This is a genomic window from Desulfovibrio faecalis (assembly GCF_053570625.1).
This window is the reverse complement of sequence record NZ_JBRBQR010000001.1, coordinates 488910-510481: the sequence shown is the minus strand read 5'-3', so window position 1 is coordinate 510481 and position 21572 is coordinate 488910. Positions and strand designations below refer to the sequence as shown.

Below are 21572 nucleotides of genomic sequence, written 5' to 3'. Positions count from 1 at the left end.
ACAAGAAAGGGCGCTCCCTTGCGGGAACGCCCTTTTGTATTTTGAAGCAGAAACAGACTAGCTGTTTTCGCTTTCTTCAAACTTCTGCTTGAGCAGATCGCCCAGGCTCTGACCGGCTTCTTGCGGGCCGGAATGGAATTCCTTGGGCTTGCGGCGTTCTTCTTCGTCCTTGATCTGCTTGATGGACAGGCCCAGACGGCGCTCTTCGGCGCTGACATGGATGACCTTGGCCTGGATTTCCTGGCCTTCCTTGTAGATCTCGGCGGGGGTCTTCACTTTCTTGCTGGAAAGTTCGGACACGTGCACCAGACCTTCAATGCCTTCTTCCACTTCAACAAAGAGGCCGAAGTCGGTGATGTTGGTCACGATACCCTTGATGGTGCAGCCCACGGGGTAGGTGTTGGGCACATGGCCCCACGGATCGTCCACCAGCTGCTTCACGCCGAGGGTGAACTTTTCGTTTTCCTGATCCACGGTCAGCACCTTGGCCTGCACGGTGTCGCCCACCTTGTACAGTTCGTTGGGGTGACGCACTTTCTTGGTCCAGGAAATGTCGGAAACGTGGATAAGACCATCGATGCCGTCTTCGATGCCAATGAACATGCCGAATTCGGTGATGTTCTTGATGACGCCTTCAAGGACGGTGCCTTCGGGGTACTTTTCAGCAACCAGTTCCCAGGGATTGGGACGAACCTGCTTCATGCCGAGGCTGATGCGCTTCTTGTCGCCGTCCACGCCCAGAATGACCACTTCGACTTCGTCGCCAGTGTGAACCATCTGGGAAGGATGACGCAGCTTGCGGGTCCAGGACATTTCGGAAATGTGCACCAGGCCTTCAACGCCGGGTTCCAGTTCCACAAATGCGCCGTAGTCAACCAGGTTGGTGACCTTGCCGCTGCACTTGGCCCCTTCGGGGAAGCGGGCGGAGATGTCCTGCCACGGATCGGGCACGAGCTGCTTGAGGCCGAGGGAAACTTTGTTGTTGTCGCGATCAAAGGAAAGCACCTTCAGGGTCAGTTCCTGACCGATGGTGATCATTTCCTTGGGATGGCGAATGCGCTTCCAGCTCATGTCGGTGATGTGCAGCAGGCCGTCAAGGCCGCCGAGGTCAACAAACACACCGTATTCGGTGATGTTCTTGGCCTTACCGGTAACGATCTGGTTTTCTTCAAGGGTGCGCAGCAGATCCTGGCGTTTGGAATCGCGCTCCTCTTCAAGCAGCACGCGGCGAGAAACGATAACGTTGCTGCGGCGGCGGTTGATCTTGAGCACACGGAATTCGAATTCCTGGTTGACCAGGGCATCCATATCCGGCACGGGGCGCAGATCCACGTGTGAACCGGGCAAAAACGCTTCCACACCGCCGATGTCCACGGTGTAGCCACCCTTGATGCGGCGGACAATGTGGCCCTTGATGACCCGGTTGTTTTCCTGCACGTCTTCGAGCTGGTCGAACACCTGCATGCGCTTGGCTTTCTCGAAAGAAAGAGTGATGGTGCCGTCGTTTTCGTTCTTGCGAACAACGTAAACGTCAACACGATCACCCACTTTGACGGAAATGTTGCCGGCGGGGTCGCGGAATTCTGCCGCAGGAATCTGCCCTTCGGACTTGAAGTTCACGTCAACAAGCACATTGTCATCATCCACGCGGACGATTTCGCCCTTCGTGATAGAGCCTTCCTCAAGATCGCCGAAATCGGGATTGAGGTAGTTTTCAAGGGCGCTTTCGAAATTGATTTCGTTGTCGTGCCCGGTTTCCAAACCTGCCATATGTCCAGCCTCCAAACATAATTTCCCCATAACAGGGAGGTGCCTTATTATCAGGATTTCATCAAAAGAACAAGAAAAAATACGCGCCAAATCGGCTTTAGCCGCCGAAAAACCGGGATTCTGCGCCGCTTTGGACGGCCCAGGCGCGGCAGCCCGCGCGGGGCATACCCTGCAAGGGCCTGTCTGGCGGGGCTTGCAGGGTATGCCCACTTGACTTTTATTGCCGCATGAATTGTTTTGAAAAGGTCGGCGGGGAATTCCGTTAAAATCGGAAACAGTCGCGCTGCGGTAAGAGGGAACGAAGCTTCATCGTTCCGCCATTTGGCGGGGCGCTACAGCCAGTCGCGCGAGCGGCGAAGGCGAAGTCTAGGCAAGGGGCGCAAGGCCCCATGCCCTCAAGTCCGAATATCCTCCGGCATTTTATCCAACTTCAACCCGTCAACGCGCCATTGAGGAGGTTGCCATGCTGCGTACTACGCCGCATTCCATTCTGCATTTTTTCACCCGTACCCTTTTGCCCATTCTGTTGCTGTGCGCCGTCATGGGCGCGCCTGTGCTTGCCCCTGCCGCTGAATCCGGCGCAGAAAGCCCCAAGGCCGGCGTACTGCTGGTGGCCTTTGGCACCAGCGTTCCTGAGGCTCTGGCTTCCATGAAGGCCGTGGATGCGGAGTTCAAGGCCGCTTTTCCCGGTCAGCCTGTGGTGTGGGCCTATACCTCGCAGATTATCCGCAAAAAAATAGCCGCCGAGGGGCATCCCGTGGGCGGCATCAGCGATGGGCTCGCCCAGCTTGCCAAGGACGGCGTCAAGGTCGTGCGCGTACAGTCGCTGCACGTCATGGCGGGCGAGGAGTTCAGCGCGCTTGAGCGGGCGGTGCTTATCGACCTGCAAAAAAATCCGGGCCGCTTTGACTCCGTGTTTCTGGGCCGCCCCATGCTGGAATCAAAAAAAGATGCGCAGGAACTTATTCAGGCCATCAGGGAAGACGTTAAATCCCTGCGCGGCAAGGATGCCGCCTTGGTGCTCATGGGCCATGGCCAGAGCCATGGCCGTGCGGATCTGACGTTTGAAGGCACGCGCGCCGTGTTCCACGATGCGGACAAGCGCGTGTTTATGGCGACCGTTGAGGGCGCGCGCAGCGTGGACGACCTGCTGGTGGAACTCAAGGCCGCCAAGGTCAAGAAAGTGGTTATCGAGCCGCTCATGCTGGTGGCTGGCGACCATGCGCACAACGACATGGCCGGGGATGAAGACGATTCCTGGGCCTCGAAGCTCAAGGCCGCAGGTTTCAAGGTGGAGACCAATCTCAAGGGCTTGGGCCAGATTGCCGGCGCGCGCGCCATCCTGGTGCGCCATGCCCGTGAAGCTGCCGATGATCTGACCAAGGAACCCAGGAAGCAGTAGCGGGCGCTTGCCTGCGCCGCATTTTTGTTGCGGGAGCCGCATAAGCCGGGACAGCGCGTCTGGTTTGTGCGGCTTCTGTTTTTGGGTGCGGGGAATTGGGGAATGCGGGCGATGCCGCGTTTCGCAGAGGTTTTTCAGGTGTGTTGTCGGGTTCTGTGCGCTTGCGGGTGTTGCGACTAAGCCTGTCGGGTCACCAGCCAGGCCAGCATGCCGCCCTGCGCCGCAATGGCTGCCGCAAAGGCGAGCCAGCAGCCCCAGAGGGGCAAGGCCTTGGGCGCAATGCCCGCAGCCAGCGCCAGCATGCCCTGAAACGCCCGTTTGAGGGGCCACAAAAGCGCCAGCCCCGCCCACACCGAGGCGCTCAGGGTAAAAGCCTGCAATTCTTTGACTTCCCACAGCCCCACCAGCGAAGCGTACAGATCCACCTTGCCAGCATTATAGGCATTGCCGATGAGTTCCAGCCTGTCCAGAGCCGGGCCGTCAGCGCAGCTTGCGCCAAGAATGAAAAAAATGCCCACAAGGCCGAGAAACAGCAGCAAAAAAAGGCCAAGGGTACGCATTTGCCAGCGGGAATGCGCCACTCCCGCAAAATCGCCTACGCGGCGCGCAAAAAAATGTAGGGGAATAGCCAGAAGCGGCACAGGAATGATAAGCAAGCCCAAACCTGGCCGCACCAGTGCAAACGACCCCCCTGCAAGCATAAGATAGCCTGCAAGCGAGATGAAGGATGCGGGTGTGGCGGCAAGGGGCATACGCGCTCCAGTGTCGGCGGTTCTGGCGCGTAGAACAGGGGCGCGCTCGCGTAAAATCCTATGCCAAAAAGGGGCAAAGGTCTATCCGGCAAGGGGAATTGCGAGAATTTGCCGGGGTGGAGCGCACATGCGGCAATGCAGGAGTCCACGCCGCGCAAGGGACTAGATTTCAGGCTCAACATTCTGAGCTGGCACTGGGAGCCAACACACCGAGGCGGCGACTTTTGCCTGATGTTTTGGCCTAGCGTTCGGGCGTGGTGAGAAAGGCGGGCATGCTGGCCGCAGCCGCACGGCAGGATGCGTCATCAGGGGCAAAGCAGCACAGGATGGCGCACCAGGACCCGCCATCACGCTGTTGCGCCACGCAACGGTCTAGCTGTCTGTCGGGGCAACTGGCGGCTGGGGCAAGGTCGGGCAGGGCAGCGCGGCAGGCAGCTTCAAGCCGCAGACATTCGGCTTGCGCCTGATTCGGCCCTGTTGTCTGATTTTTTGCTGTGTTGGCGTGTCGGGCGCACCATGCGGGGCTGTCCACATCGGCGATTTCGCGCGCGGAGGCAGCGAGTGGCAACAGGCAAAAGGCCAGCAGGCATACGGCGACAAAGCTCATAATAAAGGCGCAGGGCAAAAACCCCGCGCCAGTGCAATCAATATTTTTCGGCACGGCCTAGCGCTTGTCCACCACGCGCTTGGATTTGCTGAAGGTACGCGGCAGGCTGGCGTAGTCCGCCACGCTCACGGAAACACGGGCCATGATGGCCTTGTGCAGACGGGTTTCAAGCTCATGGGCCAGGGCGGCATCGTTGCCTGCGGTCTGCCCCTGCCCGCGTTCCACGGTGAGGGCCAGATGATCAAGGGAGCGATCATCGCGGGTGAGTTCCACCTGATATTCACCGCCAAGCTCCGCAAACTGACCGATGACTTCCATGAGCTGACCGGGGTAGATGTTCACGCCACGGTAAATGATCATGTCGTCCGAGCGTCCGAGGATGCGGTCATGTCGCGGCATGGCAAGGCCGCAGGAGCATTGGCCCGGCAGCAGGCGCGAAAGGTCGTGGGTGCGGTAGCGCAGCAAGGGCACGGCCTCCTTGCACAGGCTGGTAACGACCATTTCGCCCACTTCGCCCTCGGCAACGGGCTGCATGGTGGCGGGGTCGAGCACTTCGATGATGAAGAGGTCGGCCCAGTAGTGCAGGCCTTCGTGGGCATCGCAGTCGATGGCGGTGCCGGGGCCGTACATTTCGGTCATGCCGCCGATATCGTAACAGCCCTCAAGGCCGAGCTTGCTTTCAATGGCGAGGCGCATTTTTTCGCTGCGGGTTTCTGAACCGCAGACCATGCGCTTGAGCTTGATCTTGCCGCGCAGGTCGGCCCGTTCCACTTCTTCCGCCAGCAGCAGGGCCATGGATGCCGTGGCTGTAAAGCCGGTGGCGCCCAGGTCCTGCAAAAGCTGCAGGTGCATTTCAAGGTTGCCCGGCCCCACAGGCACGGTGAGCATGCCAAGCCTTTCGCTGCCCGCCTGAAAGCCAGCGCCAGCCGTCCACAGGCCATAGCCCACGGCAAGCTGCATGCGGTCTTCGGGGGTAAAGCCCGCCAGCTCAAAGCAGCGGGCAATCTGGAGGCTGAACGTATCAATATCGCGCTGGGTGTAGGCCAGAATTTTGCGTTTGCCCGTGGTGCCGCTGGAGGCATGTATGCGCGCCACATCACGCGGCGGCACGCAGAGAAGCGGCAGGGGATAGCCCTCGCGCAGGTCTTCCACATCGCAGGTGGGCAGGCGGCGCAGGTCGTCAAGACTTGTGATGTCGTCCGGCTTCAGGCCGCAGGCTTCCAGCTTTGCCCTGTACTGGGGCGAATTCCAGGCCTGACGCACGGTGTAACGCAGACCTTCAAGCTGTTTCTGGCGGATATCCTCATCGGTGAGCTGGGGAATAAAGCGATACGACATGAAGCTCTCCTGATTCCATTGGGGTCATGGGCTTGAAAAAGAAATAAACCACACACTGCGGTTTTTTTGCGCCGCAGGCAAGCCCAAGGGGCCCTGTTCCCTACAGTTTGGCCCCAAGGGCGAACACTTCGCGCACCGAAAGCATGCGCTGCGCCGGTTCGGCCTCCTTTTGCTGCTCCAGCGCCAGCATGAGCAGCACGCGGGCCTTGGCGGGCGAAAGCATGCCGCCGGGCACAAAGCCCTCGTACTCATCAAGGGGCGTGACCGGGCCGGAACCGGTGCGGCTGCACCGGATAACAGGTATGCCCCCTGCAATGGCCTGCCGCAGCTCGTGGCGCACGGCATCGGGCATGGAACCGTTGCCCATGCCAGCCAGCACTATGCCCGCGCTGCGTTCCACGGAATAGCGCACAAGATCAACAGGCATGCCCGCGCAACCGTAGACCACATCCACACGTGGCAGATTTTTGCGGCCCGCAAGCTCGGCAAAGGTTCCTGCCAGAGCGGGATTTTCCTCCCCGCCGTAGTAAAACTGAGGTTCGCCGTTGATAACCCGGCCCAGACAGCCTGATTCCAGCGCACGGAAGGCCTCCACATCAAGCGTGGCGACCTTCACCGCCGTGCGGGCCGAGAGCACCCGGCTGTTCATGACCAGCAGCGCGCCGCGCGCCTGCGCCTGCGGGCAGGCCGCCACAGCCACGGCATCGCGTATATTGATGGGGCCGTCTGCGCTCAGCGAGGTGGCGGGGCGCATGGAGCCGGTCAGCACAACGGGCTTGGGGCTGGCAAGGGTAAGGTGCAGATAGAAGGCCGATTCTTCCAGCGTGTCTGTACCGTGGGTCAGCACCACGCCGCAGATTTCTGGGTCGCCCAGCGCCTTGGCGCACTGCTCGCCCAGCATGGCCCAATGCTCGGGGGTGATGTTCTCGCTGGGCAGGTTGCCGCACTGCACGCTGGTGATGCGGGCCACGCCCTCAATGCCGGGCAGGGTTTCGAGCATGCTGTCAACGGTGAGCACCCCCGCCTGATAACTGATCTGCTCAAGCGGCGTGGGGGCAACGCCCGCAATGGTGCCGCCCGTGGCAATAAGGGCCACCTTGGGCAGGGAGGTTGCGCTGGAACTGGCCGATGCTGAAGAATGATTGCTCATGGTGGCTCCTGCGGCGCGCTTTGCCTAGGGACGGCAGGTTGCAGCCGCGTTGTCGTGAACAGTGCTCGCCGCAGTCCAGAGCATATCCGTCTGCGGCTCGTTGGTATGCGGGCAGATGCTGCGCCCTGTGGGGATAAACCCCCTGCTGGCGTAAAATGCCAGGGCGCGGCTATTTTTATCGTATACGGTGCAGCGGAGGCTGGCGTTCTTCTGGTCTGGGAGTTCAGCCAGCACCTGTTCCTGCACCAGTTCCAGCAGTTGCCGCCCAAGGCCCTTGCCCCACCAGCGGGGCAGCACGAACAATCCCGCCAGATACGTGCAGTTGCCGTCCGGCAGGGTTGCGGCAAATGCGGCGTGCTCTCCATCGGCTGTCAGCAATAAGACCTGCGATGAAGGCAGATAGCTTTCCGCCATAGCCGCCCGCTGCCCGCGCCAGAACGCGGCAGGCACAAAGTCATGCCCTGCCAGAGAGGCCGCCAGCCAGATGTCGGCACAGATCGAGTAATCCTTGGTAGATGCGGCCCTGACTGTTGTTACAGCCGGGCGAGGTGCGGCATGCCCTGCGTGGGCGGGAAAAGTTGTCGTTTTCATGGCCTCCCTCTGCTTAAGCGAGCAAGTGCAGCGCGTCAACAGCCGGGAACGCAGTGCAGTCCTCGCGCTTGTGAAGCCGTGCGCGTTGCTTGGATTTGGAACAACATTGGTGTAGCGTGCCGCAATGGACAAAAAGAAAATACTCCTTGTGTCGTTAGGGCATTTGTCGTGCGATATTAACGGCGGGGCATTGCCCGCAATACTGCCTTTTTTGCGGTCGGCTTTTGATTTGAGCTATCAGGCCACGGGCGGGCTGATGTTTGCCTACTCCTGCCTGTCGTCCATGATCCAGCCGCTGTTCGGCCTGCTTTCAGACAGGTTTTCCAAGCCCTGGTTCATCCCTGTGGGCGTGCTGCTGGCGGGCTGCGGCCTCGCGGCCATTGGCTGGATGTCCGGCTACTGGGGAATTTTTGCGGCTATCGGCCTGAGCGGCATTGGCGCGGCCCTGTTCCATCCGGAAGGGGCGCGTTTTGCCAATGCGGTGTCGGGGCAGAACAAGGGCACGGGCATGAGCCTGTTTTCCATTGGCGGCAATGGGGGCTTTGTGCTGGGGCCGCTGCTGGCTACCGCCTGCCTTGGGGCCTTTGGCCTGACTGGGACGACAGTTTTTGCCGTGCTGGCTGTGATAACGGCGAGCATCTTGGTGTGGTCCATCGCCCGCATGGGCGCTACCAAGAAGGTGGGCGCGACGGCAGGCGGCAAGGCCGGGCCAGCCCTTGCGGCGGAGGGAGAAACCCCCGGCGAGAACAACTGGCGCGAATTTTCAAAGCTGACGGTCTCCATTGTGACCCGTTCCATCACCTTTGTGGGCTTTAACACCTTTATTCCGCTCTACTGGGTCAGCGCTTTCGGGCAGTCCACGGCAACGGGCGCTGTGGCCCTGACCTTTTTCAGCGTATGCGGTGTTATCAGCAACTTTTTCGGCGGGATGCTTTCTGACAGATTTGGCTACCGCGCCGTTATTCGCGGGGTATTCGCCCTGTTGCCGCCAGTGGTGGCAGTATTCAGCCTGAGCAACAACCTGTACGCGGCCTGGGCTCTGCTGCCCTTGCTGGGTTTTGTGCTGTACGCGCCATTCAGCGCGCAGGTGGTGCTGGGCCAGCAGTATCTTGCCAAGAACATCGGCTTCGCCTCGGGCATAACCCTTGGCCTGGCAACCAGCCTTGGCGGCGTGGTTGCCCCGCTGCTTGGTTGGATTGCAGACAACTACGGCATGCCAGCCACCTTTCAGTCGCTGGCGGCGCTTTCCATTGTGGGCGCGATTTTTGCCTATTCCCTCAAACCCGTAACCGTGAAGAAGGAAAAGAAGGCATGAACAGCAAACAAAAAACGGAACCTCCCCATGCAGCGCATGCACTGACGCGCGAAGTGCCGCTCATCGGCACTGTGCGTATTGTGGAGCGCGGGGGGAGCATAATCCGGCTTGATCTTGGTCCCACGGCACCCTTTGAGCCATTGAACAATACCACGGAGCAGGAAACACCCCTGTTGCGTGAGGCCTTTAAGCAGCTTGACGAATATCTGACCGGGAAGCGCCGCGATTTTGATTTGCCCTTTGCCCCGGAGGGCACGGACTTTCAGCGCGGCGTGTGGCGTACCCTGCAAACGATACCCTACGGGCAGACCCGCAGCTACAGGCAGGTAGCCGAAGCCGCCAATTGCCCCAAGGGATACCGGGCGGTGGGCCTTGCCAATAATCGCAACCCCATTGCCATATTTATTCCCTGTCATCGTGTTATCGGCGCGGACGGCAGCATGGTTGGCTACGGGGGAGGGTTGGATATAAAAGTGAAGTTGCTGGAGCGAGAGGACTGCAAACTACTGCAGACCCCCTCTGGCTGGAAAGTCGACACTAAGTGAGAGTGCGCTAAACTTGTGGATTTTTGAAGCCGTCCTTTGGGCGGCTTTTTTGCGTGTGCAGTCATTTTTGTCCGCTGGGCAAATCCACGCCGGGGGCTGCCTCTTTCCACGCGTGTTTCTTCGCGTGTGACCGCGTTTCTTGTGTTGCCCTGTGTGCGAACGATCTTGGCGATATTGTTCATAAATTACGTAATATACTGAAAATACAATACTAATTTGCATACTGATTTGTGCATAATCTGGCCCTGTTGGCGCAAGGGTGAACCCCTGTTTCGCTATCGGGCAGAATGTCGGCACTATGCACAAGTGCAAAAAACGGGCGTAGATATTGTTCAAAACTAAAATAACATCCTGTAATTTAAATATTTGTTTTGAACATTTCAATGATGGTCAGCCGTGGGGTACAAGCTCTTGTTTGGTGAAGTGCCCACTGCTGCACGGCGCGTAAAAAACGGCAGCGTCAGGATGAAGGTTCCCCCTCCATTCTGCCACTGCCGAAAATCAATTCCTTAAATGCGGGCGCTCAAATTGTGCGCAATTAATTTATTATTCTGTTATTATTGAAATAATTCTTTGAAGAAACTGTTCCTAACCACCAAATCATTGCGCCGGGACATGGAACCTGTCCAAGCTTCGGGAACTACGGGCACCTCGAATATTATGGGCGCTCCGTTCGCACGGGCAGCATGGGGCCAAGGTCAATGCCCGCAGGGCTGACCAAGGCGCGGAAGGGATACATCTCCACCCCTGCGGACAGTGCCTCGTAAAACAGGGCGGCATAGGCCGGATCAATGAAATCCGCCGGAGCAAAGCATTCCCCGTCCGGACGCTGCACCAGATAGAACATGGCGGCGCGTTCGCCGCAGGCCGCAATGTCCATGAGTTCGCGCAGGTGCTTTTGCCCGCGTTCGCTGGCGGCATCGGGGAAGCATGCGGCGTTGTCTTCCACCATCGTGACGTTTTTGCATTCCACCCACAGAGGCGGCAGATCGGGGGCCGTGAGCAGGCCGTCCAGCCTGCTTTGCCCGCGTTTGGCCTCGCGCACAATGGTGGTGTAGCCCTGCGCAAAGGGCAGGCGGCGCGCATGAAAGGCCGCCTCAAGCATGCGGTTGGGGGTGCTGGTGTTCACACCCACCCAGAAGCCGCTGGCAGGGGAGTGTGTGACTGATTCATGTGCTCCAGATTCGTGGGCGCTCTCAACCAGTGCAGGTACGGCCCTGCGTGCCAGCCACACGCATTCCTGCGTGTATTTGAGCTTGCGTTCAGGATTGCTTGCCGGGGATGCCAGCACCGGCGCGCCCGGCAGGCACAGCCCCAGCATGCTCCCCGAATTGTTGCTGTGCACCCACAGGTCTGCGCCCTGATGCTGCAACAGCACGCTGAAGCGTTTGCGGCGCGCCACAAAGGCGGCCACAATGCAGTGGGCTGGCAAGGGCAGCAGCGGTGCAGCGGTGGAGGGGCCGGGCAGGTCGCCGCATGAGGGCCGGGAGGTATCGGCAGCGGCTGTATGTGCTGCATTTTTGGGTTCAGAGCTCATTTACACCCCGATATGAAGCTGCTAGAAACAGCCAGTTGTGAGTACGCCTGCCGATTGCGGGTGCGTTGCATACGCCAAGGAGCCCCCTTATGCAGATTTCAGACCGTCTGAGCAGTATCAAACCTTCTCTGACACTCAGTGTCAACAGCCGCGCCCTTGAGCTTAAGGCCCAGGGAATTTCAGTAATCAGCCTTGCCGTGGGCGAGCCGGACTTCCCCACGCCCAAACACGTTTGCGAGGCTGCCAAAGCGGCTATTGACGACAATTTTTGCCGCTACACCGCCGTGCCGGGCATTCCCGAACTCCGCAAGGCTGCGGGCGCGTATTTTGAAAGAAACTACGGCGTCCCGGTGCCGATGGAATCCATTGTTATCGGCGCGGGCGGCAAGCACTGCCTCTATAATTTCATGCAGGCCACGCTCAACCCCGGCGACGAGGTGCTTGTGCCTGCCCCGTACTGGCTCAGCTACCCCGATATGGTCATGCTGACCGGCGCAACCCCCGTGCCTGTGCTTGCCGGGCCGGAGCTGGGCTTCAAGGTGACGCCCGCCATGCTCGAGGCGCACACCACGGATAAAACCAAGCTGCTCATTCTGAACTCGCCCAGCAACCCCACTGGCGCGGTCTACACCGAGGCCGAGTTTACGGCCATTATGGATTGGGCCATTGCGCGCGGGCTGTTTGTGCTTTCTGATGAAATTTACGATCAGCTTGTGTTCGCCCCTGCCAAGATGACCAGCGCCATTGGCTGGTTTGCCAAATATCCCGAGCAGGTGGCCGTGCTCAACGGTCTCTCGAAGAGCTACGCCATGACAGGCTGGCGCGTGGGCTTTTTGGCTGCGCACCCGACCCTGATCAAAAAGATATCGGCCATGCAGGGCCACAGCACTTCGAATATCTGCTCCATCGCGCAGAAGGCGGGCCTTGCGGCCTTGACCGGCAGTATGGAATGCGTGGACAAAATGCGCGAGGCCTTTGTGCGGCGGCGCGATTTTGCCATGAAGATCATTGAGGGCTGGCCCTTTGCCATCTGCCCCAAGCCCGATGGCGCGTTCTACCTCTTTTTGGATGTTTCCAAGTGCTATGGCGGCAGCGTGCACAACTCCACCGACCTTTGCACCCTGCTGCTCGACAAGGCCCACGTGGCCGTGGTGCCGGGCGCGGCCTTTGGCGACGACAAGTGCATCCGCTTTTCGTACGCTGTGGGTGACGACGTGCTCAAGGGCGCGCTGGAAAATATCGGCAAGGTGCTTGCGCAACTGGCTGCGGAGCCGAAATAGGGCTGAAAGACGTGGCAGAATTGCCGCCAAAACCGCCTCTGTAAAAAAAATGCAAAATTGTATTGACAGTTAGGCTAGTTTTGGTCATTCTGCTTTTCGCCGTGGGGCTGTAGCTCAGTTGGGAGAGCGCTTGAATGGCATTCAAGAGGTCAAGAGTTCAATTCTCTTCAGCTCCACCAGATAGGTAATCAAAACCCCCGATCATTGAAAAATGGTCGGGGGTTTTTGCGTGTTTTAGGAATATGTTTGCGGTGACAAGGTGGCTTCATTCTCAACGCAATAATTCACTAATCTTTTTTTCCCAACCACGATCATGAATAATTCTCGCTAGGCTTAATTTCCCCTGTATTATGTCATTTTTTGTTAGCATTGAGATATTAAGCCAATCATCCCCAAAAACATAAGTTGCATTGCCTAAGTATAAGCTTTCCATGATGAAAGTTTTTTTCTTTGAAAAACCATAGACAAAATATCCCCTGAATCCTCCGGTGCCTGTTGCAATAAAATCTGGCACAAACTTTGAGATTTTTTGTATGCGATGCGTAATGACTTCTCGCTGCGAAGTAGGAAGGGTTGCGGTAAATTTTTCGAGAGAAATTTTTGCTTTTTCCCAAGGGTATTTACCTTTTGGGAGAATTTCCCACTGCAAGCGGTTCAGAGGAATGCCAGCTTTGATCCCTGTATTAGGGTCAACAATTTCAAAATATCCAAAGCACTCAAGCATCATGTTTGCGATATGGATAACATTCGACTCATTATCCTTAACTAAATCAATTTCACGAGATGTTATCAATACAATTCCATTAAATGAATCGCAGTATAAAAGTTCAGATGGTGAGTTAATATGTTTTACAGGATATTTTTTAGGTTCTTCCGGGTTTTCCGTGGGTAACCCCTGTCAGGAACTGGCCGGGTAGAGGTTTAGACCGCCACAGAAGAAGTAGATGGCTGTCTTGAAATGCTCCCGGTTCCTATAACCGCAAGCCTTCCTCTTGATGGCCATGATCTTGCTGTTGAGGCCCTCGGCCACGCCGTTGGTGATCCTGTGGCGGCAGAAGGTCAGGATGTTCTCAAGATGTCTCTGAATCAGTCCGCCCACTTTGCGCATTGGGGCAAGATCTGACCTGTTCACCCAGACCAGCCATCGCTTCACAAAACGTCTGGCCCATCCCGTGCTCAGGTACTTCCAGACGTCGTTCAGGCTTTCCTTCATGGCCCAGGCCTTGGCCACCTTGAGGTTCGCTGTCTTCAAGGCCTCCAGGGCTGGCCGGTGTTTGTCCGGCAGATTCTCCTCCCGGTATAGCCAGAGGAATTTCGTGCCCTTGAGTCGATGGTCATCCTGACTTGTGAGTTCGCGGTGCTCTTGCTTGCGTACCCGGTCCACAGCCTCGCCTACGTGTTTCATGACGTGGAACCGATCGTGAACGATTTTCCCCGCCGCGTCCGGCACATGTTTGAGCGTAGCTTTAAAATAGGGCTCCCACATGTCCATGGCCACGGCCTTGATCCGCTCCAACTGCGCCTTGGTGAACTGAAGGTAGTACCCCTCAAGGCTTTCGGCCTTACGCTCGTCGGCCACATACTCCACCGTGCTGCCGATCAGATCACAAACCACGGTCACATAGTCGTGCCCCTTGCGGAATGCCTTCTCGTCAACGCCAAGATACCGCGAGGGATTCGATTGCTTGCGCTCCCGGCCCCGGCGCACCGCCCTTTCCATGACACCCCATGCTTCGTCCCAGGTGATGCGCAGGATGCGCCGCGCTCCTGTTACGGTGGCGCACTCGGTCAGCACGTCGATGATCAATCGCTCCATCAATATGGTGAAACGTGCCTTGGACTCGGCCCAAGGCACGTTGACCTGAAGGACGCCATGCTCGGGGCAGTCCACTCGGGGAATCCGAGCATGCAGGAACGTCTTGAACTGGCACGTGTCCAGATGGCGCCAGACACGAGGCTCGGCATGGTCGCGGCAAGCCAGCTCTCGACCACAAGTAGGGCAAAACCAGCGAACACCAGGACCATGCTCCACGCGGATGTCTACCCGACCTTCCGCCGTGTCCAGTTCAACAGCCTCAACAAACCAGGGCTCGGTCAGCCCGAGAATCCGAAAATATAGGTCCGTATCCTTCATTGGTGCCCTCCGGGAAGGACATTAGCAGATCAGCTACCCACGGAAAACCCGGAAGAGCCTTATTGGTTCTTCCGGGTTTTCCGTGGGTAACCCCTGTCAGGAACTGGCCGGGTAGAGGTTTAGACCGCCACAGAAGAAGTAGATGGCTGTCTTGAAATGCTCCCGGTTCCTATAACCGCAAGCCTTCCTCTTGATGGCCATGATCTTGCTGTTGAGGCCCTCGGCCACGCCGTTGGTGATCCTGTGGCGGCAGAAGGTCAGGATGTTCTCAAGATGTCTCTGAATCAGTCCGCCCACTTTGCGCATTGGGGCAAGATCTGACCTGTTCACCCAGACCAGCCATCGCTTCACAAAACGTCTGGCCCATCCCGTGCTCAGGTACTTCCAGACGTCGTTCAGGCTTTCCTTCATGGCCCAGGCCTTGGCCACCTTGAGGTTCGCTGTCTTCAAGGCCTCCAGGGCTGGCCGGTGTTTGTCCGGCAGATTCTCCTCCCGGTATAGCCAGAGGAATTTCGTGCCCTTGAGTCGATGGTCATCCTGACTTGTGAGTTCGCGGTGCTCTTGCTTGCGTACCCGGTCCACAGCCTCGCCTACGTGTTTCATGACGTGGAACCGATCGTGAACGATTTTCCCCGCCGCGTCCGGCACATGTTTGAGCGTAGCTTTAAAATAGGGCTCCCACATGTCCATGGCCACGGCCTTGATCCGCTCCAACTGCGCCTTGGTGAACTGAAGGTAGTACCCCTCAAGGCTTTCGGCCTTACGCTCGTCGGCCACATACTCCACCGTGCTGCCGATCAGATCACAAACCACGGTCACATAGTCGTGCCCCTTGCGGAATGCCTTCTCGTCAACGCCAAGATACCGCGAGGGATTCGATTGCTTGCGCTCCCGGCCCCGGCGCACCGCCCTTTCCATGACACCCCATGCTTCGTCCCAGGTGATGCGCAGGATGCGCCGCGCTCCTGTTACGGTGGCGCACTCGGTCAGCACGTCGATGATCAATCGCTCCATCAATATGGTGAAACGTGCCTTGGACTCGGCCCAAGGCACGTTGACCTGAAGGACGCCATGCTCGGGGCAGTCCACTCGGGGAATCCGAGCATGCAGGAACGTCTTGAACTGGCACGTGTCCAGATGGCGCCAGACACGAGGCTCGGCATGGTCGCGGCAAGCCAGCTCTCGACCACAAGTAGGGCAAAACCAGCGAACACCAGGACCATGCTCCACGCGGATGTCTACCCGACCTTCCGCCGTGTCCAGTTCAACAGCCTCAACAAACCAGGGCTCGGTCAGCCCGAGAATCCGAAAATATAGGTCCGTATCCTTCATTGGTGCCCTCCGGGAAGGACATTAGCAGATCAGCTACCCACGGAAAACCCGGAAGAGCCATAATCAAAGATAAAACAGGGAGAAGCAATGAGCGCTGTCAGGGCCAGACCAATGAGCGTATCAAGCGCGCCGCACTCCTTCACCTGGCCGTAGAGCGACTGCAAAAGCCGCAGGCACATGAGGCCGAAGCCCAGCGGCAGAATGAGGTACGGCACAAGATAGGGCATGCCCAGAGCAGTTGTGTACTGGGGAAATGTCAGTAACCGTTCTATCTGCCCCCAGCCGAACCATGCGATGGTGGCTGTAAGGCATAAAAACAGCGTTTCAACCGTTATCCAACTGATGCGCTGCCAGCGGGGAGGCAGGTGGTCATACAGCATGTCCACGCGGATGGACGAGCGCTTTCTGATAGCCACAGAAACGGCCAGATAGGAAATCCAGATAAAAATATACCGCGAAAGCTCTTCAGTCCATACAGCCGCACCGGCACGTTCAATGAACTGGGTAATGATGTAGCGGTAAATAACCTGCCAGGTAATGAATAAAATAATGCTGATCAGGCCAACGACCATGAAAATGCTTTCAAAATTCTGGTTCAGCCAGCGCAGAGGACTGTTTTTTGCTTCTGTGGCGTTCATGCTTTTCCCCGTTGGTGAGTGCTAACTCTTGTTGGGGGGCCTGCCAGCAAAACTGGCGGCCCCCCGACAATAACTACTTCTGCGTTGCGGCGATCAGTTCCAGCAACTCAGCAGGAATTTCCTTGGCAAACTTTTCGCGCACAGGAGCGGTCTTCTTTTTCAGTTCCTCACGCTGTTCGGGAGTGAGCATGTGGATGGTGATGCCCCGGTCACGGAAGGCCTGCCAGGCCAGCTTTTCAAGCTTCACGGTCTCCGCGCGCTGCCATACCAGAGCTTCGTGAGCCGCTTCGGCGATGATCTTCTGCTGTTCGGGGGTGAGGCTGTCCCACTTCTTCTTGTTCATCAGCAGCACATGCATGGAATAGTTGTGCTGTGAATCCATGGCGTACTTGAGCACTTCAGTGTGCTTGGCATCGTTGAGCAGGGAGAATGTGTTGCCCTCGGCATCTACAGTGCCCTGCTGGAGCGCAGTGTAGGTTTCACCCCAGGCCACAGGAGCCGGGTTCATACCCAGTTCGGTGGCCACGGCCACTTCCACGGGGGAATCCGTGGTGCGCACCTTGAGGTTCATGAGATCCTGCACGCTGTTCAGGGGCTTTTTGGCAGAAACAAAGTTGCGGTAGCCGTATTCGCTGAACATGATGGTCTTGAGGCCGATACCGCCTGCAACCTTGTCCAGAGCCTTGCCAAGATCGCCTTCGTCCAGGGCCTTGTAGAGCTTGTCCTGATTTTTGGGGTCAGTCACATAGGGCAGATCGATGGCCATAAAGGCCTTGGAAAAACTGGCAAGGTTGGGCGAAGAGCTTGAAGACATATCAAGCGTGCCAGCCTGAGCGGCTTCTGTGGTCACGCGGTCGCTGCCAAGCTGACAGTTGCCGAAAATCTGGATGCGGATTTTCTTGTTGCTTTTCTGCTCAACAAGTTCCTTAAACTTTTCATACCCTACGGTCACGTTATTGCCCGGAGCCATGGGGTGTCCCAGCCTCAGGGTCAGCGGCTTTTCAGCAAAGGCATCTTGCGAAAAAAGGCTCATGCCGAGGCAGGCTGTAGCCGCAAGAGCGGTTGCAAAAAATAGTTTACGCATGTTTCTCCTCACTCTCTGTAGGGGGTTGTAAAACATAAACCAGGACGGCCTCATCAAAGGCCTCCGCTTTGTGATTTTTTTGTTTTGCACAATGCGTGCCATTAAAAATCAGGATCTAAAAGTGCGTATGATTAATTTAGACTTATTTTACAGCTAGTTAATAATAAACAAAGCGCGCAGCCAATCAGCGCAAGATTATTACTGTCGCAAATCCGCACCTATTGATACCTGCTACCGACAACGTTTCTGGGCATATTGTGAAATATGTTTCATATAGGATTCTCGCAATTTTGAGACCCTTTGGCAAACCGCAATTCCTCAGCATGTCGCAAAATTGCGTCGCACTCCTGTACTAGTTTATCAAAAAACAATCCTGACTGATGCAATCATGCATCATCCCTTCCCTCGCAGGTGCTATCTGAGCGCCTGCAAATTCATATTTTTAAAAAAATAAAATCATTTCATAGTATTATAAAATCTGGCACACCCCATGCAGATAGGGGGCAACCGAGGATTGCCACATCCTTTCGGCGTTCTCCGCGCGGCGGCTGCCATTGTCCCGCGCGCCACATATTCATATTTCAGGAGTATCGTGATGAGCACCACCACTTGCGAATGCCGCTCCCCCCAGGAACAGCGTTTGTACGACAAGATCGAGGGCCGGGAAGACAAATTCCGCACAACCCACACCCGCGTTTTCAAACTGCTGGAACGCTTTGAAGGCCAGAAGCCGCGCATCGACATCGAACGCGCCCTGTACTTCACCCAGTCCATGCAGGAAACAGACGGTCAGCCCCTGGTGCTGCGCTGGGCCAAGGCCCTCATGCACATTGCGAAAAACATGACTGTCTATGTGCAGGAAGACCAACTGCTGCTTGGCCGCGCCGGTTGCGATGGCCGTTACGGCATCCTGTACCCCGAACTGGACGGCGACTTTCTGGATATCGCCGTGCGCGATCTGCCCACCCGCAAGACCTCGCCCGCCACTATCACGCCTGAAGACGCCAAACGCGTTATTGAAGAAATTGCGCCGTACTGGAAGGGCAAGACCTACCACGAAGCCCTCAACGCCGCCCTGCCCGCCGAAGTGCACAAGCTGACCTATGATGACCCCATGGGACTCATCTCGCGCTTCATCGTCAATGAAACCTCGTCCTTCCGCTCGTCCATCCAGTGGGTGCACGATTTTGAAAAGATCCTGAAACGCGGTTTCAACAGCATCAAGAAAGAAGCCCAGGACAAGCTGGACGCCCTTGATCCCCTGAGCTGCAAGGACGCCTGCGAAAAGCGGCCCTTCCTTGAAGCCGTTGTCATCGTGTGCGATGCCATCGTGCTGTGGGCCAAGCGCCACGCCGTGCTCGCCCGCGAAATGGCAGCCAAGGAAACCGACCCCACCCGCAAGGCCGAACTGCTGCGCATGGCCGACAATGCCGACCACGTGCCCGGCGAACCCGCCCGCGACTTCTGGGAAGCCTGCCAGAGCCAGTGGTTCACCCAGATGTTCTCGCGCATCGAGCAGAAGACCGGCACCACCATTTCCAATGGCCGCATGGACCAGTACTTCTTCCCCTTCTACGCCAAAGACCGCGCCGAGGGTAAGCTCAACGATGCCCAGGCCATGGAATTGCTGGAATGCATGTGGGTGGGCATGGCCGAATTCATCGACATGTACATTTCGCCCACCGGCGGCGCTTTCAACGAAGGTTATGCCCACTGGGAAGCCGTGACCGTTGGCGGCCAGACCACCGACGGACGCGACGCCAGCAACGCGTTGACCTACCTGATCCTCAAGTCCAAGCGCGAATTCCCGCTGCACTATCCCGACCTCGCGGCCCGCATCCACTCCCGCGCACCCGAGCGCTACCTTTGGGACGTAGCTGAAACCATCAAGTACGGCTCGGGCTTCCCCAAGCTTATCAACGACGAAGAAATCGTGCCCCTCTATGTTTCCAAGGGCGCAACCTTTGAAGAAGCCCTGGACTACGCGGTTTCCGGCTGCACCGAAGCCCGCATGCCCAACCGCGACACCTATACCTCCGGCGGCGCGTACATCAACTTTGCCGCTGCCGTGGAAATGGTGCTGCGCAATGGTCGCATGAAGAAGTTTGGCGACCAGCTGCTGGGCGTGGAAACCGGCGATCCCCGCAACTTCAAGACCTGGGACGAGTTCTGGAACGCCTATGTGCAGCAGCACCTGCTGTTCCTTAAAACGGCCTTTACCCAGCAGTACATCATCAACAAGCTGCGCGCCCAGCACTTTGCCCAGCCCATGGGCTCGGCCATGCACGACCTGTGCATGAAGCACTGCATTGACCTGCATCAGGAACAGATTCCTGAAGGCATCAATCTGGGCTACTTTGAATACATGGGCCTTGGCACTGTTGTGGACTCCCTCGCCGCCGTGAAAAAGCTTGTGTTTGAAGAAAAGAAGCTGACCATGGACAAGCTGCTGGCCGCCATTGACGCCAACTTTGAAGGATACGACGACGTGCGCGCCCTGCTGCGTTCCGCCCCCTGCTACGGCAACAACGATGAATATGCCGATGCCATTGGACGCGAGATCGACAGGATCTCCGTAGAATACGGCGGCAAGTACTCCATGAAGGAACTGGGCATCCACAACGATGTGCGCTATGTGCCCTTTACCTCGCATGTGCCCTTCGGCAAGGTGGTTTCCGCTACGCCCAATGGCCGTACCGACGGCTTCCCGCTTTCCGACGGCTCCTCGGCCTCGCACGGTGCGGACGTCAACGGCCCCACCGCCGTGCTGCTCTCCAACTACCAGACCAAGAACATGGGCATGCGCGACCGCGCCGCCCGCATGCTGAACATCAAGTTCACGCCCAAGTGCGTGGAAGGCGAACAGGGCACGGAAAAGCTGGTGTCCTTTATCCGCACCTTCTGCGACCTCAAGCTCTGGCATGTGCAGTTCAACGTGGTAAACAAGCAGACCCTGGTGGCCGCGCAGAAAGACCCGCAGAAGTACCGCAACCTCATCGTGCGCATTGCCGGGTACAGCGCCTACTTTGTTGATCTGTCGCCCGACCTGCAAAACGACCTGATTGCCCGTACCGAACACGACGCGATGTAACAAATCCACGGGCGCGACTGGCCGAAAGGTTTGCCGCGCCCGTTTTTTATAAAAGGATGGTCTTATGTGTCAGGATGACAGCCAACGGCAAGGCATGGTTTTTAACGTCCAGAAATATTCGGTTCATGACGGCCCCGGCATAAGAACCATCGTTTTTCTCAAGGGCTGTAGTCTTTCCTGCCGCTGGTGCAGCAACCCCGAATCACAGCAACGCGAACCGGAACTGGCCTTTAACGCTGGCCGCTGCCTGGGCGTTTCCAAGTGCGGGCACTGCATTGTGGCCTGTCCGCATGGTTCCATAACGCTTGGCGAAGACGACAAGCTAAACATAAACCGCAGCCACTGCACCGAATGCCATATGCCCTGCGCTGCGGCATGTCCGGCTCAGGGTTTGCTGGTTTATGGCAAAAAGCGTACAGTGGATGATGTGCTGCAAGTGGTTGAGCAGGACATGGCCTTCTACGCCCGTTCTGGCGGAGGCCTGACCCTTTCGGGCGGCGAACCCCTGTTGCAGGGTGAATTTGCCGTGGCCCTGCTGCGCGAGGCGCGCACCCGGCGCATCAAGACCGCCGTTGAAACCTGCGGCATGGTTTCGCCAGAGACCATCCGCGAGGCCGCGCCATACCTCAATTACGTGCTGTTCGACATCAAACATATGGACAGCGCAGTGCATGAAGCGCAGACAGGCCTGTCCAATAGGCATATCCTCGAAAACTTCCGCATTCTGGCAGAAGAATTTTCTGATCTGCCAATACTGGCACGCACGCCGGTTATCCCCGGCTTTAACGACAGCGAAGAGGCCATTGCCGCCATTGCCGGATTCCTCAAGCCTTTTGAGCGGGTGGAATACGAAATGCTGCCCTACCATCGCCTTGGCACGCAGAAATACCAGTTTCTCAACAGACCCGTGCCCATGGGTGATGTAAAGCTGGAAACAGAACACATGAACAGGCTTCAGGCTGTGGCGCAGGCCATCCTGGGCGATCGGCTCCGCGTACCGCACTGA

18 protein-coding genes, 1 tRNA gene and 1 riboswitch are annotated in these 21572 nt (G+C 57.5%); of the genes, 7 read left to right on the top strand and 12 right to left on the bottom strand.

What is annotated here, in order from left to right; genetic code table 11:
• Positions 1–57: 57 nt before the first annotated feature.
• Positions 58–1770, bottom strand: a complete 1713-nt coding sequence (locus tag ACUZ79_RS02200) for a 30S ribosomal protein S1 (RefSeq protein ID WP_022659135.1) — start codon at positions 1768–1770, stop codon at positions 58–60.
• A gap of 207 nt (positions 1771–1977) precedes the next feature.
• Positions 1978–2201, top strand: a riboswitch (cobalamin riboswitch).
• Positions 2202–2233: 32 nt separating this feature from the next.
• On the opposite strand from ACUZ79_RS02200, the gene ACUZ79_RS02195 reads away from it, so the two are divergent.
• The gene (locus ACUZ79_RS02195) at positions 2234–3172 is read left to right on the top strand and encodes a sirohydrochlorin cobaltochelatase (protein WP_449250582.1); all 939 of its coding nucleotides are present in this window, start codon (positions 2234–2236) and stop codon (positions 3170–3172) included.
• 176 nt (positions 3173–3348) lie between these two features.
• Here ACUZ79_RS02195 and ACUZ79_RS02190 read toward each other — a convergent pair whose 3' ends face one another.
• The 5 genes from ACUZ79_RS02190 to ACUZ79_RS02170 form a co-directional block, all read right to left on the bottom strand.
• The gene (locus ACUZ79_RS02190; protein WP_449250581.1) at positions 3349–3924 is read right to left on the bottom strand and encodes a hypothetical protein; all 576 of its coding nucleotides are present in this window, start codon (positions 3922–3924) and stop codon (positions 3349–3351) included.
• Between the two features lie 241 nt (positions 3925–4165).
• On the bottom strand, positions 4166–4585 hold the full coding sequence (locus ACUZ79_RS02185) for a hypothetical protein (protein ID WP_449250580.1): 420 nt from the start codon (positions 4583–4585) through the stop codon (positions 4166–4168).
• A 3-nt stretch (positions 4586–4588) separates the two neighbouring features.
• Positions 4589–5869, bottom strand: coding sequence for a phenylacetate--CoA ligase family protein (locus tag ACUZ79_RS02180; protein WP_323391072.1), 1281 nt, complete (start codon positions 5867–5869; stop codon positions 4589–4591).
• 100 nt (positions 5870–5969) lie between these two features.
• Positions 5970–7019 (bottom strand): asparaginase, encoded by a 1050-nt coding sequence (locus ACUZ79_RS02175; RefSeq protein ID WP_240823369.1) that lies wholly within the window; start codon positions 7017–7019, stop codon positions 5970–5972.
• Positions 7020–7043: 24 nt separating this feature from the next.
• Entirely contained in the window at positions 7044–7610 is a 567-nt protein-coding gene (locus ACUZ79_RS02170; protein ID WP_449250579.1) for a GNAT family N-acetyltransferase, read from the bottom strand.
• A 124-nt stretch (positions 7611–7734) separates the two neighbouring features.
• Between ACUZ79_RS02170 and ACUZ79_RS02165 the strand changes: the two genes are divergently transcribed.
• Positions 7735–8925, top strand: coding sequence for an MFS transporter (locus ACUZ79_RS02165; protein WP_449250578.1), 1191 nt, complete (start codon positions 7735–7737; stop codon positions 8923–8925).
• On the top strand, positions 8922–9470 hold the full coding sequence (locus ACUZ79_RS02160) for a methylated-DNA--[protein]-cysteine S-methyltransferase (protein WP_449250577.1): 549 nt from the start codon (positions 8922–8924) through the stop codon (positions 9468–9470). Before ACUZ79_RS02165 ends, ACUZ79_RS02160 begins: the two co-directional genes overlap by 4 nt.
• A 658-nt stretch (positions 9471–10128) precedes the next feature.
• Here the strand turns inward: ACUZ79_RS02160 and sfsA are convergent.
• Positions 10129–11007: a DNA/RNA nuclease SfsA gene (gene sfsA / locus ACUZ79_RS02155; protein WP_449250576.1), complete on the bottom strand. Its 879-nt coding sequence runs from the start codon at positions 11005–11007 to the stop codon at positions 10129–10131.
• Between the two features lie 89 nt (positions 11008–11096).
• Between sfsA and ACUZ79_RS02150 the strand changes: the two genes are divergently transcribed.
• On the top strand, positions 11097–12287 hold the full coding sequence (locus ACUZ79_RS02150) for a pyridoxal phosphate-dependent aminotransferase (protein WP_449250575.1): 1191 nt from the start codon (positions 11097–11099) through the stop codon (positions 12285–12287).
• A gap of 103 nt (positions 12288–12390) precedes the next feature.
• A tRNA-Ala gene (locus ACUZ79_RS02145) sits at positions 12391–12466 on the top strand.
• Between the two features lie 92 nt (positions 12467–12558).
• On the opposite strand, the gene ACUZ79_RS02140 is transcribed toward ACUZ79_RS02145, so the two are convergent.
• The 5 genes from ACUZ79_RS02140 to ACUZ79_RS02120 all read right to left on the bottom strand — a co-directional run bounded on the left by ACUZ79_RS02140 (position 12559) and on the right by ACUZ79_RS02120 (position 17475).
• Positions 12559–13080 carry a hypothetical protein gene (locus ACUZ79_RS02140; protein WP_449250574.1) on the bottom strand — a complete coding sequence of 174 codons (522 nt, stop codon included), beginning with the start codon at positions 13078–13080 and terminating at the stop codon, positions 12559–12561.
• Between the two features lie 105 nt (positions 13081–13185).
• The gene (locus ACUZ79_RS02135) at positions 13186–14421 is read right to left on the bottom strand and encodes an ISL3 family transposase (protein ID WP_096152604.1); all 1236 of its coding nucleotides are present in this window, start codon (positions 14419–14421) and stop codon (positions 13186–13188) included.
• Between the two features lie 96 nt (positions 14422–14517).
• Entirely contained in the window at positions 14518–15753 is a 1236-nt protein-coding gene (locus ACUZ79_RS02130; RefSeq protein ID WP_096152604.1) for an ISL3 family transposase, read from the bottom strand.
• A gap of 29 nt (positions 15754–15782) precedes the next feature.
• The gene (locus tag ACUZ79_RS02125) at positions 15783–16391 is read right to left on the bottom strand and encodes a TRAP transporter small permease (protein WP_449250573.1); all 609 of its coding nucleotides are present in this window, start codon (positions 16389–16391) and stop codon (positions 15783–15785) included.
• A 73-nt stretch (positions 16392–16464) separates the two neighbouring features.
• Complete coding sequence (locus ACUZ79_RS02120; protein ID WP_192113432.1) at positions 16465–17475, bottom strand: TRAP transporter substrate-binding protein; 1011 nt, start codon at positions 17473–17475, stop codon at positions 16465–16467.
• 595 nt (positions 17476–18070) lie between these two features.
• On the opposite strand from ACUZ79_RS02120, the gene hpsG reads away from it, so the two are divergent.
• Together hpsG and hpsH are read left to right on the top strand one after the other, a co-directional pair.
• Entirely contained in the window at positions 18071–20566 is a 2496-nt protein-coding gene (gene hpsG, locus ACUZ79_RS02115) for a (2S)-3-sulfopropanediol dehydratase (protein ID WP_240823415.1), read from the top strand.
• 64 nt (positions 20567–20630) lie between these two features.
• On the top strand, positions 20631–21572 hold the full coding sequence (gene hpsH / locus ACUZ79_RS02110; protein WP_449250572.1) for a (2S)-3-sulfopropanediol dehydratase activating enzyme: 942 nt from the start codon (positions 20631–20633) through the stop codon (positions 21570–21572).

Excerpts from the sequence above, each read along its gene's own strand:
- ACUZ79_RS02200 (WP_022659135.1), bottom strand. The coding sequence starts at position 1,770 with ATGGCAGGTTTGGAAACCGGGCACGACAACGAAATCAATTTCGAAAGC.
- ACUZ79_RS02195 (WP_449250582.1), top strand. The coding sequence starts at position 2,234 with ATGCTGCGTACTACGCCGCATTCCATTCTGCATTTTTTCACCCGTACC.
- ACUZ79_RS02190 (WP_449250581.1), bottom strand. The coding sequence starts at position 3,924 with ATGCCCCTTGCCGCCACACCCGCATCCTTCATCTCGCTTGCAGGCTAT.
- ACUZ79_RS02180 (WP_323391072.1), bottom strand. The coding sequence starts at position 5,869 with ATGTCGTATCGCTTTATTCCCCAGCTCACCGATGAGGATATCCGCCAG.
- ACUZ79_RS02175 (WP_240823369.1), bottom strand. The coding sequence starts at position 7,019 with ATGAGCAATCATTCTTCAGCATCGGCCAGTTCCAGCGCAACCTCCCTG.
- ACUZ79_RS02170 (WP_449250579.1), bottom strand. The coding sequence starts at position 7,610 with ATGAAAACGACAACTTTTCCCGCCCACGCAGGGCATGCCGCACCTCGC.
- ACUZ79_RS02165 (WP_449250578.1), top strand. The coding sequence starts at position 7,735 with ATGGACAAAAAGAAAATACTCCTTGTGTCGTTAGGGCATTTGTCGTGC.
- ACUZ79_RS02160 (WP_449250577.1), top strand. The coding sequence starts at position 8,922 with ATGAACAGCAAACAAAAAACGGAACCTCCCCATGCAGCGCATGCACTG.
- sfsA (WP_449250576.1), bottom strand. The coding sequence starts at position 11,007 with ATGAGCTCTGAACCCAAAAATGCAGCACATACAGCCGCTGCCGATACC.
- ACUZ79_RS02150 (WP_449250575.1), top strand. The coding sequence starts at position 11,097 with ATGCAGATTTCAGACCGTCTGAGCAGTATCAAACCTTCTCTGACACTC.
- ACUZ79_RS02135 (WP_096152604.1), bottom strand. The coding sequence starts at position 14,421 with ATGAAGGATACGGACCTATATTTTCGGATTCTCGGGCTGACCGAGCCC.
- ACUZ79_RS02130 (WP_096152604.1), bottom strand. The coding sequence starts at position 15,753 with ATGAAGGATACGGACCTATATTTTCGGATTCTCGGGCTGACCGAGCCC.
- ACUZ79_RS02125 (WP_449250573.1), bottom strand. The coding sequence starts at position 16,391 with ATGAACGCCACAGAAGCAAAAAACAGTCCTCTGCGCTGGCTGAACCAG.
- ACUZ79_RS02120 (WP_192113432.1), bottom strand. The coding sequence starts at position 17,475 with ATGCGTAAACTATTTTTTGCAACCGCTCTTGCGGCTACAGCCTGCCTC.
- hpsG (WP_240823415.1), top strand. The coding sequence starts at position 18,071 with ATGAGCACCACCACTTGCGAATGCCGCTCCCCCCAGGAACAGCGTTTG.
- hpsH (WP_449250572.1), top strand. The coding sequence starts at position 20,631 with ATGTGTCAGGATGACAGCCAACGGCAAGGCATGGTTTTTAACGTCCAG.